Origin of the sequence: Shewanella sp. 4_MG-2023 (assembly GCF_030548015.1) — a bacterium.
GTDB lineage: Bacteria > Pseudomonadota > Gammaproteobacteria > Enterobacterales > Shewanellaceae > Shewanella.
Map to the genome: position 1 here is coordinate 71,719 of NZ_JAUORL010000014.1, position 15,684 is coordinate 87,402.

Genomic DNA, 15,684 nt, shown 5'->3' on the forward strand with positions numbered 1-15,684 from the left:
CATCCTTTTTAAACAAGTGATTTAAACTAGCATACAACGACATAATCATAAGCTCAATCATTTAGCGTAGCTATTGTTAAAAACCGTTACAATTCAATTTCCCAAAATCACTCAAGATCAGTTAGCATTACACTATTAGAATGTTACAGGAGTGGCTAATGTCCGCTAAACCCTCATTAATTAAGAGATTCTTTGGATTTATTTGGAAAACCATCAACGGTATTCGTAAATTAATCCTCAATATCATTTTCTTCGGCATCATTGCCATGATCATTATGGCTATGACATCTGAAGAAGAAATCACCATTGAAGATCAATCTGCCTTAGTCTTAAACCTATCTGGCAGCATTGTGGATCAAAAACGTCATGTTGACCCGATTGAAGCGATATTTAAACAAAGTAACACTGATGATCCGGAAGCAGAAATACTTTTAGCCGACATTCTTTACGTCATTGAAAATGCCACTCATGACAAACGTATTAATAGCATCGTATTGAAAATGGGCAATTTACGTAGTGGTGGGATCAGTAAAATGACCGCCATTGGTGATGCCTTAAACAAGTTTAAAGAAGCGGGTAAAACCGTGGTTGCTGTTGGCAATTCATACGAGCAAAATCAATACTTCCTGGCAAGTTATGCGAATACCATTTATCTCAACCATAAAGGTGGCGTGTCACTTGAAGGCCTTAGCAGCTACCGTATGTTCTTTAAAACCGCACTTGAGAAAATGAACATCAGCACCCATGTATTTAGAGTCGGCACTTTCAAATCAGCGGTCGAACCCTTTATCCGTGATGATATGTCAGCGCCGGCAAAAGAAGCCAGCAACGCCCTGCTTACTGACTTATGGCAAAACTTTGAAACAACCATTGCCACTAACCGTCAAATTGCGACCGAGAATATCGTATTAAACCCACAAACCTACCTAGCGGAACTTGATAGTGTTAACGGTGACTCAGCTCAATTAGCGATAAAAATGAATTGGGTTGATGAATTAGTCTCAGATGAGTCATTTAGACTCGCCATGCTTAAAACCGTAGGTCAAGAAGCCAATGGCGACTCATACAAGCAAATCTCTTTTTCTAAATATTTTAATTTAGTACAGCCAATTCCTTCACTGATAGAACAAGAATCTGTCGGCATTGTGGTCGCCAAAGGTAATATCCTCAATGGCAAACAACAAGCGGGACAAATTGGTGGCGAGAGCACTTCAGCACTATTAAAGAAAGCCCGCTTTGATAACAAAGTTAAATCAGTCGTGCTACGTGTCGACACCCCAGGTGGGAGTGCATTTGCTTCTGAAAAAATTAGACAAGAAGTCATTGCCCTTAAACAGGCTGGTAAACCCGTAGTGGTCAGTATGGGTAGCCTAGCGGCATCTGGCGGTTATTGGATTTCAGCAAGTGCTGATTACATTTATGCCACTCCAACTACCCTCACTGGTTCTATCGGGATCTTTGGCATGTTTGCCACCTTTGAAAAAGTCTTGTCCAATTGGGGCATTAACTCAGATGGTGTGTCGACCTCGCAATGGGCTGGTATTTCGGCGACCCGTGAGTTAGACCCAAATATTTCTGCTGTCATACAACGCCATATTGAACACGGCTATCATGAATTTATCTCGTTAGTTGCCACTGAACGAAACATGTCGTTAGAACAAGTAGACCGCATTGCCCAAGGCCGTGTTTGGTCTGGCACCCGCGCCGTTGAACTGGGGTTGGTTGACGAACTTGGCGATATGGATAGCGCCATTGCTAAAGCGGCTGAAATGGCTGAAATGGTAAAGTTTGATACTAAAGTCATCGAGCAAGAGCTCACAACCGAGCAAATCTTCATGCAAAAAATGCTCGCATCTGCTGCAACATATTTACCTGTAGCAACCACACAGTCACCTATGGTTGAACAATTTATGGGTCAATGGCGCACTGTTGTTGAACAAATGACTCAGTTTGATGATCCCAATGGCCTATACATGTATTGCGAACTCTGCGATTACTAAGCTATTGTGATTGTTTAATCTTGTTAGGCATGAAGTCAGAATAAGATCAAATTGAATTATCTTCAAAAAAGCCCGTTATTCGGGCTTTTTTATTGGGTTTTATTCAGCTCAAGCCGTATAATTTGCAGATTATATAATTTAAGTGATTGAGAATTCATTACAATGACAAAACGCTCCATATACGTTGCCTATACTGGCGGTACGATTGGTATGCGCAAAACCGATGATGGCTTTGCACCTGTGGCAGGATTTTTAACTGATTGTGTAAAGTCCATGCCAGAGTTTTACCATGAAGAAATGCCAACCTTTGTCATTAATGAATATTCACCATTGATTGATTCTTCAAACATGGCACCACCTGATTGGCAGCGCATCGCCAATGACATCAAAGTCAATTACCATAACTACGACGGCTTTGTGATCTTGCATGGCACTGACACCATGGCATACACGGCTTCTGCCTTGTCATTCATGTTACAAGGGCTATCCAAGCCTGTTATCGTAACCGGTTCGCAAATCCCATTAGCTCAGCTGCGCTCAGATGGGCAAACTAACCTGCTTAATTCACTGTATATTGCGGCGAATTATCCCGTCGCTGAAGTGTGTTTATTCTTTAATAATAAGTTGTTTAGGGGCAACCGCTCAACCAAAGCCCATGCTGATGGTTTTGATGCTTTCGCGTCACCTAACTTTCCTATATTGTTAGAAGCTGGGATCAAAATTAATTTACGTGCAGGTAAGATCACCGAGCCCACCACTAAGCCCTTAGAGGTGATTAACATCAGCCCGCAACCTGTAGGCGTGATCACCTTATACCCAGGTATTTCAACTGAGATTTTTAACAACATCTTAATGCAGCCAGTAAAAGCACTTATCTTACTGACCTTTGGTGTTGGGAATGCGCCTCAAGATAAAGCCTTATTAGATACCCTTAAACAAGCTGATGAACGTGGCATTGTAATTGTTAATCTAACCCAGTGTTTTCAAGGAAAGGTGAACATGGGGGGTTATGCGACGGGTAATGCATTAGCCAAAGCTGGAGTGATTAGCGGCTCAGATATGACCATTGAAGCAGCATTGGCTAAATTACATTATTTACTATCAAAAAATTTAACTTCAAATGAAGTAAAAATCGCAATGCAGCAAAACTTACTGGGTGAGCTAACTGAATAAATTTCTGAAAATAAATATGTAATGTACTTTAGACAATAAAAAGCCGCATCTTTGATGCGGCTTTTTTTGCTGAAATAAATTCACTAGAGATAACTAAAAATCAGTTTATAGTTCTGGCTCTTTAAATTCTGCGATAGCTTCACCGCGAAATTGTTTTTTTAACTGTGATTTAGACAGCTCGTTTATCTCACCACCAGCAGCAATTGTAAAATGATCAGTTTGAGTTAACTTACGCGCTTGATACAACATCACTACCTGTAACGTTGACTCTTTTTGCTCGCTAGATAGCACTGTGCCATCTTCCCATTTACCCGTTTCTGCCGCTGCGCGTAAACGTTGATAAACCTCATCAGGCATTTCATCTATGACTTTATTAATATCATTCATACACTTTTCCGCTTATGGATTAGACTTCTGACTCGAGTAATAATGTAGCCAACAAAGCCAAAAGCAAAACAACTACCTGCAATATATGCATCCGTTCCAGTGGCAACTTCGCCGCCCCAAAAACCATATACTGCACCTGCAATAAATAGCGTTAGAAACAACATCATTTGATTCATTAATTTATTAGACTTCTGAATGTGTGAAATTGTTCTTTTTGAATCACTATCGCCATCAGCAGAAGCCTTACAGTATTGGCACTGTTTTGCTTTGCTCGAAATTCGCTTTTGACACACAGGACATTCGATTAACGCCATAAAACTGCCTATTCTGTTAAATTATCAACCACAGCCAACATCGCAACTAGTGATGCTTCACCTAAATATTCACAGCGCGCCGGTGACCAACCAACCACAGGATCGGCTAAGTTGTCATTGTCTTTAAATGGCATTTCTAAGGTATTCGCTAGACATTTGAATGTGTTGCCGACCCAGTTAGAACCAACGGTTAAGTTCGCTTTTCCTGGCTCATCTTTGTCATAACCATATTTAGTTTGGAAATCAGCACTTGCCATACTTAACGCTGCAAGGAACTGTTCTTGTAACTTGGCCATATGTGGAGTGTAATTTGGTGCGCCTTCACAACCAGCAACAAACACGTAAGGTAAGCCTTCATCACCATGAACATCATAGAATAAATCTACACCAGTCTCTTTCATCTTATTGGTAACATAATAAACCTCAGGGCTTCGCTCTAAACTAGGCGACTCCCACTCACGATTTAAGTTAGTTCCAACAGCATTCGTACGTAAATGGCCTCTGACGCTTCCGTCAGGATTCATGTTTGGCACGATATAGAAATTAGCTTTATCCAATAGCAGTTTCGAGGTTGGACAATCACTGTCTAATAATTGGTTTAGCAGGCCTTCAATTAACCATTCAGCCATGGTTTCACCAGGGTGCTGCCTTGCGGTAATCCAAATATTTTTCTTTGAAGGATCGTTATCACCAATAGTTAGCAGGCTCATATCACGACCATCAAGGGTTAAACCTAAATTTTCTAGTTTAACTGATGGGTGAAGTTGTACTGAGCTAATCAGATCTAAGTGACGTTCGTAACTGTAAGGCGCAAAGTAAGCAATTTGAATGGCATCGCAATCTAAATCAACTTGGATTGATAATTTACCATCTTGATATGTTGTCGGTAAGCGGAACCAATGCTGGCGATCGTAACTAGCAACGGCTTGATAATTTTCCCAACCTTTCGGGTAAGAGGCACTGCCTGCGTTAACGATATTCAATGTGTAAGTTTGACCAATTTGACCTTCCATACGGAAGTTAAACCATTGGTAAAACTCTCCACCTTCATCAGGTCTAATGGCGAGTTGAATGTCATCGTGCTTGTCTAAACTAATGGTCTCAATGTTGCCGCCATCAAAATTCGCGCTAATACGCATAGGACTTCCTTTATGTAAGGTTATAATCGACGTTATCCCTGCATCTTATCAAAAGCCGTTACGCAATAAAATCAAATCCACAGCATCTGCTCTACATCTATTCAATATGGTGACTTAATTTTCTGCTGATGAGGGTTATTAATACCAATACAATAAAAAGCCCCTGTAAGATCACATTAGCTAGGTGTTAACGGATACGTTAAATGAGATTAGCTAAATAATGGACTAAAGCAATAGCCCTTACCTCTAACCGTATTGATGAGTTCTCTTGGTAGACTTTCTTTGGCCATTTTTCTACGGGTATTACTGATGTGCATATCAAGGTTACGGTCAAACTCGCCTAACTCTTTATGCAACACGCGCATTTGCAATTCTGATTTAGTGACGATTTCTCCTTTACGCTGAAACAAATATTTGAACAAACGATACTCTGTTTGAGTAAGATTTAATTGCTGACCATTAAATGTTACCGCGTTATTATCATCATCAAACTCCACATTGGCGCTTTGTTCAATATGTTGTTTTTCGGTAGTTTGCTCTATTTGTCCACTGGTTAACTGTGATTCGATAACAGCAAAATCAATATTGGCAATATGAGTCATTGAATCGTGAGTTTGCTTTGTTGTGCGTCGATTAAGCACATTCACACGCAGTAAAAGTTCTTTCACATTAATAGGCTCAGGTAAATAATCATCAGCGCCCAGTTCAAATGCAGCAATACGTTCATCGACACTGGCATTGTTGGTAATAACAATCACGGGTGTTTGACAATGCTTACCCATGAGTAACCAAAAAGCATCCATTTGTGTTACTGAAGAGTCCAGTAAAATCACTTCAAACTGATTACTTTCCATTGCAACTAAGGCATTAAAGCCGTTATCAACAATGGTAATAACATAGCCTAAAAGTTGTAATTGCTGACATAAGGGCAAGCTTTTTTTTAGCTGCTGGTCAATGAGGAGGATCTTTTTCATGACGACTTAATCTAAATGGTAACCATTACCATTTAGATTAGCACTGTCATGATCAAAATACTATATGTGGAGTGTAAAGCTTCTGCACGGTTGTTGAACCTAGCTCACAAAAATGAAAAAGACCTGATTATTCAGGCCTTTTTTAGGTATTACTAATGCAGATTTGCTTAATGAAGCAACTTACATTGATGGCTTATTGCCATAATTAGTTAACCATTAATTGCTTAATATATTTTACTGGTGCACTGCCATAACTTAAAAATTGTTCATGGAAGCTCTTTAAATCGAAGTCTTCACCCTGTGTTTGTTTTAGTTCTTCACGTAAATCATAAATTTCACGATAGCCAGAGTAGTAACTGGTTAGTTGCACTTGGCTTAATGTTGCCCTGCGCCACTTTCCTTCTGCTTCAGCTTGCTGCTGGAACGCCTCGTTAGTCATTAACTCAATGGCTTGTTCTTCTGTCATGCCGTTAACGCTGCGTTAAGGGGTGAGTGCCGCCTAAACCAACTTTCCGCAGACCAATTTCACCACAAAAATCACCGCATACCAAAAATGCCACGCGGCAAGAATCCCTCTTAAACGCTTTGCTATGCGCATCTTCCACGATTGATTTCCGCTATCGCAGAGCGCAGATTATTTACTTTGAACTCTGTAAGTAACACGGTGATGAAAGAGAACATTGCTATTGAAATAAGTGCAGCGTTTGTAAATTTTAAATCATTGTCCGCTAAAACACCGAATAGGCCAAAAAATAGTAAAATAAAAGCCATTATCGCTTGAATCGAGTCATTCGTTTTCACCTTGTATTCATCGGCGGCAATATCTTTCACTATTGAAACTGGATTGGACAGCCCGTCAAGTGTAACCAAAACTTTTCCTTTTCTGACTTTGGCTTTAAAACCGATATCTTGTAATGAGTTTACTAAATCATCCATAATAATTACCTATCATTTCTACAAACGCATAACGCCCTGCTAATAAGTGGACCATATGCTGGCGGGCTATTTGCTCAGCAATGGCGTGACAACCTTGGTGAACCTGGATTTAGCAGCTTGTTAGTAGCTGACAGAATAACTTTATGCGCCAGCCATCTTTACTAAAAAAAAATAAAACGAAACAAACTAGACAGCCATTATCAATCAATAACATAACGACCTTTTCAACTATGTACAAGTGAACATGCTTGATTAAGTAGCCCGCGGCGTTTGGTTGTGGGCTTTGAAGGTTGATAATGATGATATTTGAGTGTTTTCGGCTTAATTTACCGTTTTTAAGCCGTCACTTTGCAACCATGCAAGGATGATGGTTTTGAGTGTTTAACTTTGGTGATATTAGTTATATTGAACCTATTTAACGTGCCTGCTTACTGAAAATGCTGGCAGCTTGTAGCAAAGTGCCGTCGCCGTTTTTGTAAATGCTCACAGTATTGTGTTAGCTCTTGCAGTGAGCCCACTGGGCCATGAAATAGCTGACCAAATTCGGTGGTGATTTTAAGCCAGTTTTGTTGTGGAATATTAAGCCTGGTGAGTAACTTCGCACTGCTTTGACTGATTGCGCCGCGTTTATCATCACGAATAATGCGCCCTGTATCATCCACTAGTTCAAGGTAATCCTTTAATGAAAATGCAATGCCTTTGGGTTGGTTAGCACGTTCATTACCAATAAATGGCAACAAGGTTTTAGGCTGCTCACCTTTTATTGCCGCTTTTACTCGTTGTTGGATACTGGTGTAGTCTGATTGCTCTGGTGTGGCGGCCATATTGGCGCGTATAGGGTTTAAGTCCACATAGGCCATACTGGCTAAAACTGCCGCTTCATCTAAAAGCGCTTGAGATTTAAACCTGCCCTCCCAAAATCGACCCGAGCAGTTATCCTCTTGATTGGCTTGTCTGGCTATCGGTTCATTCAAGCAGCGCATAAACCAAGAGATGTCACATAAGCGGCTACGGTAAATAGCGATGCTGTGCTTTTACCTTACTACCTCGTGAGGTTCAATGAGCTGACCTTTAGCAAATTTTTGGGTTAACCCATCGCCTTTAAACAACTTATGCCATTACATCACCACATCGCGGTCACTCCAGTTATTTACTGTCTCAATATCAATGTGTAACACCACATGCAGATGATTAGACATCACCGCATAAGCCGCCACATCAATGGCAAACACATCTGTCAGTTAAAGAATGAGTGATTCAACCCAGCCACGTCTGTGGTCATAGTTGTTACCTGTGTATTTATCATCACCACATACTCTTTACTCTAAAAGAATGCACGGCCAACCACACGGCTGCAACAATGGCAATAAGGGTTATCTCGTTGGTAATAGTTCTAGGCTAATTTGGCTTCTACGAGGGCGCGGCATCTATTTTACCCACCATTAAAAAGACCTAGAGGTGGTTTTTAGCCGCTAATGAGCAAAGACATAAAATCGACTGTATGACCATGACTAAGCTTTTACAACAGACTTGATTGAATGGTTAAAGATTAACGATATTTCGCTGCTATTATTTTAAAACGATGAAAATATTTAGATATTAATACCAGTCTGCGACCCACCAAGCTGCAGATCACCTATATATGCCATATACTAGTTAACATCTATTCAAATCCCCCTAATATCGAGCGAATAATGGAAGTCGAGCTACTTGAAATTCGTAACTTCATCCGCCAGTACCCACCTTTTGATCAATTGCCAGAAGAGGCATTAATCGAAGTATCACAAAGTGTCGAGATATCCTATAGTCGTGCTAACAGTATGATCATTGATTTTAATGATAAAATACACGAACTTTATATGATCCGCAGTGGTGTCGTGGAGGTTTACCGACGTTCAGGGGAACTGTATAACCGCCTTGATCAAGGAGGCTTATTCGGCCAAATGGGGCTACTGACCAATAATAAAGTACGCTTACCTGCAAAATCCCTCAAAGACTCCCTACTCTACTGTATTCCTGAAAGTATTTTTGAAGACTTTTGCGAGCGCTATGACGCCTTTGCTGACTTTGTTGAGGTCGAAGGTAGCATTCGTTTACAGCAAGCGGTTGAGGACAATAGCGACGATGCTAACTCACTCACTACTTCGAAGGTTAAAACGCTACTGAGTCGCGAACCTGTGATGCTACCCATTACTACCACCATTCAAAACGTGGCTAAAACCATGTCTGAAGAGCATGTATCAGCGGCCATTATTAACGACCCCAATCTTGCCGATGAAGGTGGTAATAGCTTTGTGGGAATCATCACTGAGCGAGATCTATGTGCAAAGGTGCTCGCCCAAGGGTTAGATGTAGAAACCCAAGTTGCAGAGGTCATGTCCACCGAGCTTATCTCTTTAGATCATAACGCCTATATTTTTGAAGCCATGCTGCTGATGCTCAGGTATAACGTTCATCACTTACCGATATTAAAAAACAAACAACCTATTGGTTTAATTGAAGTCAGTGACATTATTCGCTATGAATCCCAAAACAGCTTATTGATTGTTAGCAGTATTTTTCAGCAAAACAGTATTGATGACTTAATTATCTTGTCACATCAGCTTAAAGATTGTTTTGTGCGTATGGTCAACGAAGATGCAAACTCACACATGGTGGGTCGCGCCATGTCTGAAATTGGTAGAAGTTTTAAGCAGCGTTTACTGGAGTTGGCTGAAGAAAGATTAGGACCGCCACCCGTGCCCTATTGTTTTTTAGCATTAGGCTCTATGGCTCGTGATGAGCAACTTATTGTAACGGATCAAGATAATGCGATTATTTTAGATAATCAATATCAAGAATCACTTCATGGTGAATACTTTAAGCAATTAGCCACCTATGTATGTGATGGTTTAGCTGCCTGTGGCTACACTTATTGCACCGGTGACATAATGGCAACAAATCCAGAGTATCGAAAAACCCAATCCCAATGGGAAGAGTGTTTTGCCGACTGGATTGATAATCCAAAGCCTCAAGCACTATTAAACTGCTCAATCTTTTTTGATCTTTATGGGGTATACGGTAGACCCAAATGGGCTGAACAGCTCAACGCCTTTATACTCAGAAAAGCAAAAAAGAATAATCGCTTTTTAGCCTGCCTTGCAAGAAACGCCATTAATCGCACCCCACCACTGGGCTTTTTTAAAGACTTTGTCATGGAAAAAGACGGTCGCCATAACAACTCAATTAATTTAAAGCGCCGTGGCACCGCGCCATTAGCTGATCTTATCCGTGTCCACGCCCTCGCCATTGGCTCACAATCGCAAAATTCATTTGATCGCTTAGAAGACATTATCGAAGCCGGAATTTTACCGCCGTCAAAAGGTAAAGATTTACAGCATGCAATGGAGTTTATCTCTTTAGTTCGCATTCGCCATCAAGCATTAGATATTCAATCGGATCAAGAAGCCGATAATAATATTGAACCTGAAAACATGTCTGATTTTGAAAGACGTAATTTAAAAGATGCTTTTTTGGTACTAAGCAGTGCGCAAAACTTTTTAAAGTTCCGTTACAGTGCTAGCAGCATGCAAGGATAATTAATGCGACTTTTTACAAACCAAGAAATTTTAAACTGGAAAGCTTTTTTGCAAATCAAAGCCAAAGAAAGTAAAGATAGCAGATTAAAAAAATTCTATAATGCCAGCACTTACCACGAAGAAATCAAACTGAAAGATATTGAATTTGTCGCTGTAGATTTCGAAACAACTGGCTTAGATGCCAACCAAAACAGCATTATTAGTATAGGTTTGGTGCCGTTTACCTTAGATCGCATCGCCTGTCGAAAGGCGAAACATTGGTTTATCTCACCAGAAGATAAACTCAAAGAAGACTCCATCATCATCCATGGTATTACCCATTCAGACTTAAAAGGCGCACCTGATTTACTCCGAATTTTAGAACAACTATTAGATGAGTTGGCAGGCAAAATTGTGGTAGTGCATTATCGCAGAATAGAACGAGATTTTTTTGACGCCGCACTTCGCAGTTTAATAAACGAAGGGATTGTATTCCCTGTAGTTGATACCATGCAGCTCGAAGCTAATATTCAACAGGCAAAACCCCGAAGCTTTTTAGATTGGCTGAGAAACACTCGCCCAGCATCAATTCGACTTGCTAATAGTCGTAGCCGATACAATCTACCCACCTATCCACCACACGATGCATTAACCGATGCCATCGCAACCGCTGAATTACTGCAAGCTCAAATTCAGTACCACTTTAGCCCAGACACACCGATAAAAAAGCTATGGGTATAGATCGAATAAGCCCAGTTTCACTTGAATAATGACAAGTGAAACTGGGCTTTGGTTTTGATTTAGGTTTAGGTTAGCTCCTTAACCCAGGCCTTTTTTCAGTTCGCAGACCCATAATCAAACTGACACACATCACCAATAAAATAATGGTAAATGGTAAAGCCGTTGAAATCGCACCAGCCTGCAATGCTTCAATGGCTTGGGTGCCACCAACCCAAAGTAGACCCGCAGCAATCGCACCTTCAATAAAGGCCCAGAATACACGCTGAGGAACGGGTGCATCGACTTTACCGCCTGATGTGATGCTATCAATCACCAGTGAACCAGAATCTGATGAGGTTACAAAGAATACGAGTACCAATACAACGGCCAATAACGATAATATATTGCCCATTGGCAATGCATCAAACATCTCAAACATCGCTAAAGGCACTTCTGTTAAGCCTTTCTCACCTAAGGTACCAATCTTGTTGACCACTTGATCAATCGCAACGCCACCGAATACTGACATCCACAAGGTTGTCACCACTGTAGGTACAATCAATACAGCCATCATAAATTCACGGATGGTACGGCCACGGGAAATACGCGCTATAAACATACCTACAAAAGGAGACCATGATATCCACCAAGACCAATAAAACACGGTCCAACCATGCATCCAAGCTTCGTCATCACGACCCATTGGGTTACTTAAAGGAATGATATTTTCAATGTAGCCCATTACGGTCATGGGAATGGTACCCATAGAAACCGCAAAACTCACTAATATAACAAATAACATTAATGCCAGCGCCAACAACATATTGACATTACTGATAACTTTTACACCACCGTCAATACCGCGAACCACAGAAACCACAGCAATTAACGTCACTATCACGATAATGCCGACTTGCAGCATTAAGCCATTATCCATACCAAATACATGGTGAAAACCACTGGCAGCCTGTTGAGCCCCAAGGCCGAGGGATGTCGCCAGACCAAATAAAGTGGCAAGTACCGCTAAAATGTCAACAACGTGGCCTGGCCAACCCCAAGTTCTATCGCCCAATATTGGGTAAAAAACTGAACGCATTGAAAGTGGTAAGCCTTTATTATAAGCGAAAAAAGCAAGTGATAGTGATACTACACCGTAAATGGCCCATGGATGTAAGCCCCAATGGAACATGGTGGCACCCAGTGCTAACTTCGCAGCTTCAGGTGTGTTTGGCTCGACATTAAGTGGTGTTTCATACCAGCCAGTGAAATAAGCTACAGGCTCTGCTACCCCCCAAAACATTAAACCAATGCCCATTCCCGCGGCAAATAGCATGGCTATCCATGACAACATTGAGTAATCGGCCTTGGCTTCATCACCACCTAAGCGAATTTTACCAAATGGCGAAATGATCATTGCCAAACAAAACAACACAAACAGATTGGCAGACCACATAAATAGGCCATCAAAAGTACCAATAATTTTCCATTTTATGCCATCTAATACAGATTTTGATGTTTCTGGTTCAACCAAGAGAATGGCGATTAAGAAGAGTCCAATTAAGGAGGCGCTGATCCCAAAAACAGGGTTGTGGACGTCAAAGCCCCACTTTTGAATGTTATCTTGTCCGACTGTGTAATCGGTATTGTCTATACTATATTTATCGTTATTGCTATTCATTAATCCTCATTTAGAACAAACTTCATTAGTACATTAAAGGTTATTTTACCCTATTGAACGGCAACTTGCTGACTAAAGTGCCAGAAATTATCTTAGATGTGACCTAACACACTATGAGTTAAACGTTCGTACAGAACTGTCGAGTAAGGCTTTTAGTCGGATGAGCAACTAAGTTTAAAGTCTAGTTAACTTTAGCGCATAAATGGCCAAGCATTTGAAATTCTGCTTTTTTGAAGTGATTGGGCTGTTTTATCAACCAGTGATATGGCTTATTGTTAAGCCATATCAGCGATTCAAAAATTGACTATGAGTAAGCGCTTAAATATCGACTAGAGATAAATGTTTAAAATGCGAAGATAGCATTAGTCATTTTTAATTTAAAGCGTTTTCAAATCATTGAATTCAACCCTGCCTTTGCGCCAAAAATAAAACGCAGCACAAGCTGCTACCAGCGCAGTAATGACACCAAATTCATCCATATACCAACTCGAATCGGCTTTTTGCAGCGTAATCGGTGTAAATACTTTTTGAATAAAAATATTTGAACTCATGTGGTATATCACCCCAGTCCACAAACTACCTGTTTTCAACCGCAGATAAGTCATTATCATCCCAGTTGAAATGATAAAAACACTGAAAATGATGAGCTGATAATATAAAGGAGTGACATCATTTCCATATAAGCCTTTGATGATCAGTGGCCAATGCCATACGGACCAAACCAATCCACTCACGAGGGCAACACCAGTGAAAGACATAAACTTAGACAGCTCAGGCACAAGTAGACCACGCCAGCCAATCTCCTCGCCTAATATCGAAGGTAAAGACACAAAAAAACTGATTGTCGCAACTAATATAAAATGAAATAAAAATATACTGGCGTCGTTCCAATGAACTAAATTGTACTTTTGTTTTTGTGTAAACAAGAAATCAGCATCATAAAAGTCTGCGACACCTAATAACCAAACCAACAGGTATGCCATTAACGCGATGGCAAAAGGAACAAGATAACTTAGCCATTGGTATTTCCACTGCCCCCAGTGCCAACCAAGACCTGAAAGGCTCCGCTTACGAATAATACACGTTAAGATAGTGGCAGCGCCAACAGAGAGCATTAGCGGTGTTGCTTGACCCATCCTAAAAATTAACCAGTAGCCTACAACATAAAATACGATAACCAGTGAGAAAAATGTCGCCAGCGTTAGTACGCTATCTCTAGTAATGTTCAAGCTTTACTCCACTAAATGAACGACCTATATGGCCGTTATAATATATAAAGCTATTTTTTTGATTTATGCTGCAATCGCCAAGTTAAATAACCATAAAAAATACCACCAATAGGAAAAGTAATTAAAGATAGCACTATGCCATCAAAAAAGTGTTCTTCTCCTGTTAAGTGCATAATCAACTGGAATAAAACGCAGTTGAGATCCCCCAAAGTAAAACACCTTTGATTAAGATGCGCAGTAGTAGATTTCTGTTGGTGATACTAATATTCATTTAAAACTTCCTTGTTGATCTAATAAAACTAAAAAAACATTAATTATTTATAGGTAGTACCATCATGCTTTAACCAGCCTTCGGCGTGTCGCCCTGCAGGATCTGCATGGGTCCAATGGATCACCCCGCCTTTTTTGCTCCATTCATATTCACCATAAAACTCAACAAGGTCACCAACACGCAAATTTGAAACTCTCGGGGCTAAATCAATATTGTGGGCTACCAGCAAGGTTAAGCCACTATTGAGTTTTAGAATGAATTTTTGATGCCTTGAGCCTTGATTATCATCAGCGAGAATATGAACCACTCGACCACTGTAGTTAACTTGAACATCGCCGCTTTTAGACTCATAAGCGCGATGAATGACAGTGTAATTTGCCCAGACGGGTAACACACTTGTCAGCGCCAATAGGCAAGTAAATAGCCATTTCATCATTATTATCTATAAAAGTATTTGCTTTAAACGTTCAAGTGAATCATTTATTGGGTGTTTTTATCGTCGCCAAATACCTTACCCGTTTTAAGGCAATAGAGTGTTACAGCCGAAGTTGTAAACATAATCAGCCCACAAAAAGCCCATAAGTAATCACCACCTTGTATTCCTCCAACCAAACTGGCTAAGCCTACAATAACGATAAAAAATTGTGCGAACATATATTATCCCTTTAATAAAATGGCTAAATCCATTAAGCGCTGTTAAATCTCGTATGAAGCGCTAAATTATTTTAACTAAACCATTGAACTAATACAATAAATAAGTAGCAGATTTGAAAGGCATAATACTCGAATAAGCCACGCTGTGACTTATCAAATTCATATCGACGACACTAAATGTAGATGATAAAACAGTGTTAAGACTGACAAAGTCATGATGAGGAATAATTTTAAAGTGACGATTAATTGCTGATGTCAGTATAAAAATACTAAGCATTAATAAAAATCCTAGGTTTTGATACTGAGTTTGCTAAAACAAATCAATTTTTGAAATTAAAGAATTACTTGAGGGTTTAATAAATAACTTAGAAGTTTAAATAATAACTTGGGGATTTAAATAAAAATAGCTTGGAGGAATTTGGCGGTGACGGAGAGATTCGAACTCTCGAAAGGTTGCCCTTTACACACTTTCCAGGCGTGCTCCTTCAGCCACTCGGACACGTCACCTAATTTGTTGCAATCATTTTAACGTGTGAGTGGCACGGTTCTATTTATCTATACTGCTATAAGCTAACACTATTGAATATAAGGTAATTATGAAAAACCTTATGTTGTAGAACGAGCGGTACTTTACGCAAATGCGTATTTGAGG

13 protein-coding genes, 1 tRNA gene and 2 pseudogenes are annotated in these 15,684 nt (G+C 40.1%); 4 read left to right on the forward strand and 12 right to left on the reverse strand.

Annotated features, from left to right (window positions below):
- Positions 1-158: 158 nt before the first annotated feature.
- Both sppA and ansA read left to right on the forward strand, forming a co-directional pair.
- On the forward strand, positions 159-2,000 hold the full coding sequence (gene sppA / locus Q4546_RS09865; RefSeq protein ID WP_303446191.1) for a signal peptide peptidase SppA: 1,842 nt from the start codon (positions 159-161) through the stop codon (positions 1,998-2,000).
- 162 nt (positions 2,001-2,162) lie between these two features.
- On the forward strand, positions 2,163-3,173 hold the full coding sequence (gene ansA, locus Q4546_RS09870; protein WP_303446192.1) for an asparaginase: 1,011 nt from the start codon (positions 2,163-2,165) through the stop codon (positions 3,171-3,173).
- A gap of 105 nt (positions 3,174-3,278) precedes the next feature.
- Here ansA and Q4546_RS09875 read toward each other — a convergent pair whose 3' ends face one another.
- From Q4546_RS09875 to Q4546_RS09905, 7 genes and pseudogenes are all read right to left on the reverse strand, one after another.
- Positions 3,279-3,560, reverse strand: a complete 282-nt coding sequence (locus Q4546_RS09875) for a YeaC family protein (protein ID WP_102436222.1) — start codon at positions 3,558-3,560, stop codon at positions 3,279-3,281.
- Complete coding sequence (locus Q4546_RS09880) at positions 3,557-3,874, reverse strand: zinc ribbon domain-containing protein (RefSeq protein ID WP_076536453.1); 318 nt, start codon at positions 3,872-3,874, stop codon at positions 3,557-3,559. Before Q4546_RS09880 ends, Q4546_RS09875 begins: the two co-directional genes overlap by 4 nt.
- 8 nt (positions 3,875-3,882) lie before the next feature.
- Positions 3,883-5,013: a M14-type cytosolic carboxypeptidase gene (locus Q4546_RS09885; RefSeq protein WP_102436220.1), complete on the reverse strand. Its 1,131-nt coding sequence runs from the start codon at positions 5,011-5,013 to the stop codon at positions 3,883-3,885.
- Positions 5,014-5,222: 209 nt separating this feature from the next.
- Positions 5,223-5,987, reverse strand: a complete 765-nt coding sequence (locus Q4546_RS09890) for a response regulator transcription factor (protein WP_303446193.1) — start codon at positions 5,985-5,987, stop codon at positions 5,223-5,225.
- A 205-nt stretch (positions 5,988-6,192) separates the two neighbouring features.
- Positions 6,193-6,522: pseudogene (locus tag Q4546_RS09895) on the reverse strand (DUF885 family protein); the annotation flags it as partial.
- Positions 6,523-6,575: 53 nt separating this feature from the next.
- Positions 6,576-6,923: a hypothetical protein gene (locus Q4546_RS09900; protein WP_102436214.1), complete on the reverse strand. Its 348-nt coding sequence runs from the start codon at positions 6,921-6,923 to the stop codon at positions 6,576-6,578.
- A 428-nt stretch (positions 6,924-7,351) separates the two neighbouring features.
- Positions 7,352-8,350, reverse strand: a pseudogene (locus Q4546_RS09905) (transposase).
- A gap of 267 nt (positions 8,351-8,617) precedes the next feature.
- On the opposite strand from Q4546_RS09905, the gene Q4546_RS09910 reads away from it, so the two are divergent.
- Both Q4546_RS09910 and Q4546_RS09915 read left to right on the forward strand, forming a co-directional pair.
- Entirely contained in the window at positions 8,618-10,501 is a 1,884-nt protein-coding gene (locus Q4546_RS09910; RefSeq protein WP_102436212.1) for a DUF294 nucleotidyltransferase-like domain-containing protein, read from the forward strand.
- Between the two features lie 3 nt (positions 10,502-10,504).
- Entirely contained in the window at positions 10,505-11,221 is a 717-nt protein-coding gene (locus Q4546_RS09915; protein ID WP_102436210.1) for a 3'-5' exonuclease, read from the forward strand.
- A 70-nt stretch (positions 11,222-11,291) separates the two neighbouring features.
- Here Q4546_RS09915 and Q4546_RS09920 read toward each other — a convergent pair whose 3' ends face one another.
- The 5 genes from Q4546_RS09920 to Q4546_RS09940 form a co-directional block, all read right to left on the reverse strand.
- Positions 11,292-12,878, reverse strand: a complete 1,587-nt coding sequence (locus tag Q4546_RS09920) for a BCCT family transporter (protein WP_102436208.1) — start codon at positions 12,876-12,878, stop codon at positions 11,292-11,294.
- A gap of 377 nt (positions 12,879-13,255) precedes the next feature.
- Positions 13,256-14,107 (reverse strand): CPBP family intramembrane glutamic endopeptidase, encoded by an 852-nt coding sequence (locus Q4546_RS09925; RefSeq protein WP_303446194.1) that lies wholly within the window; start codon positions 14,105-14,107, stop codon positions 13,256-13,258.
- Positions 14,108-14,421: 314 nt separating this feature from the next.
- Positions 14,422-14,814, reverse strand: a complete 393-nt coding sequence (locus tag Q4546_RS09930; protein ID WP_368506619.1) for a DUF3465 domain-containing protein — start codon at positions 14,812-14,814, stop codon at positions 14,422-14,424.
- Between the two features lie 44 nt (positions 14,815-14,858).
- On the reverse strand, positions 14,859-15,032 hold the full coding sequence (locus tag Q4546_RS09935; RefSeq protein WP_303446195.1) for a hypothetical protein: 174 nt from the start codon (positions 15,030-15,032) through the stop codon (positions 14,859-14,861).
- Positions 15,033-15,451: 419 nt separating this feature from the next.
- Positions 15,452-15,539 (reverse strand) — tRNA-Ser (locus tag Q4546_RS09940).
- Positions 15,540-15,684 lie beyond the last annotated feature (145 nt).

Bases quoted from the DNA above. Each gene is read 5' to 3' on its own strand.
- sppA (WP_303446191.1), top strand. From the start codon at position 159: ATGTCCGCTAAACCCTCATTAATTAAGAGATTCTTTGGATTTATTTGG.
- ansA (WP_303446192.1), top strand. From the start codon at position 2,163: ATGACAAAACGCTCCATATACGTTGCCTATACTGGCGGTACGATTGGT.
- Q4546_RS09875 (WP_102436222.1), bottom strand. From the start codon at position 3,560: ATGAATGATATTAATAAAGTCATAGATGAAATGCCTGATGAGGTTTAT.
- Q4546_RS09880 (WP_076536453.1), bottom strand. From the start codon at position 3,874: ATGGCGTTAATCGAATGTCCTGTGTGTCAAAAGCGAATTTCGAGCAAA.
- Q4546_RS09885 (WP_102436220.1), bottom strand. From the start codon at position 5,013: ATGCGTATTAGCGCGAATTTTGATGGCGGCAACATTGAGACCATTAGT.
- Q4546_RS09890 (WP_303446193.1), bottom strand. From the start codon at position 5,987: ATGAAAAAGATCCTCCTCATTGACCAGCAGCTAAAAAAAAGCTTGCCC.
- Q4546_RS09900 (WP_102436214.1), bottom strand. From the start codon at position 6,923: ATGGATGATTTAGTAAACTCATTACAAGATATCGGTTTTAAAGCCAAA.
- Q4546_RS09910 (WP_102436212.1), top strand. From the start codon at position 8,618: ATGGAAGTCGAGCTACTTGAAATTCGTAACTTCATCCGCCAGTACCCA.
- Q4546_RS09915 (WP_102436210.1), top strand. From the start codon at position 10,505: ATGCGACTTTTTACAAACCAAGAAATTTTAAACTGGAAAGCTTTTTTG.
- Q4546_RS09920 (WP_102436208.1), bottom strand. From the start codon at position 12,878: ATGAATAGCAATAACGATAAATATAGTATAGACAATACCGATTACACA.
- Q4546_RS09930 (WP_368506619.1), bottom strand. From the start codon at position 14,814: ATGATGAAATGGCTATTTACTTGCCTATTGGCGCTGACAAGTGTGTTA.
- Q4546_RS09935 (WP_303446195.1), bottom strand. From the start codon at position 15,032: ATGTTCGCACAATTTTTTATCGTTATTGTAGGCTTAGCCAGTTTGGTT.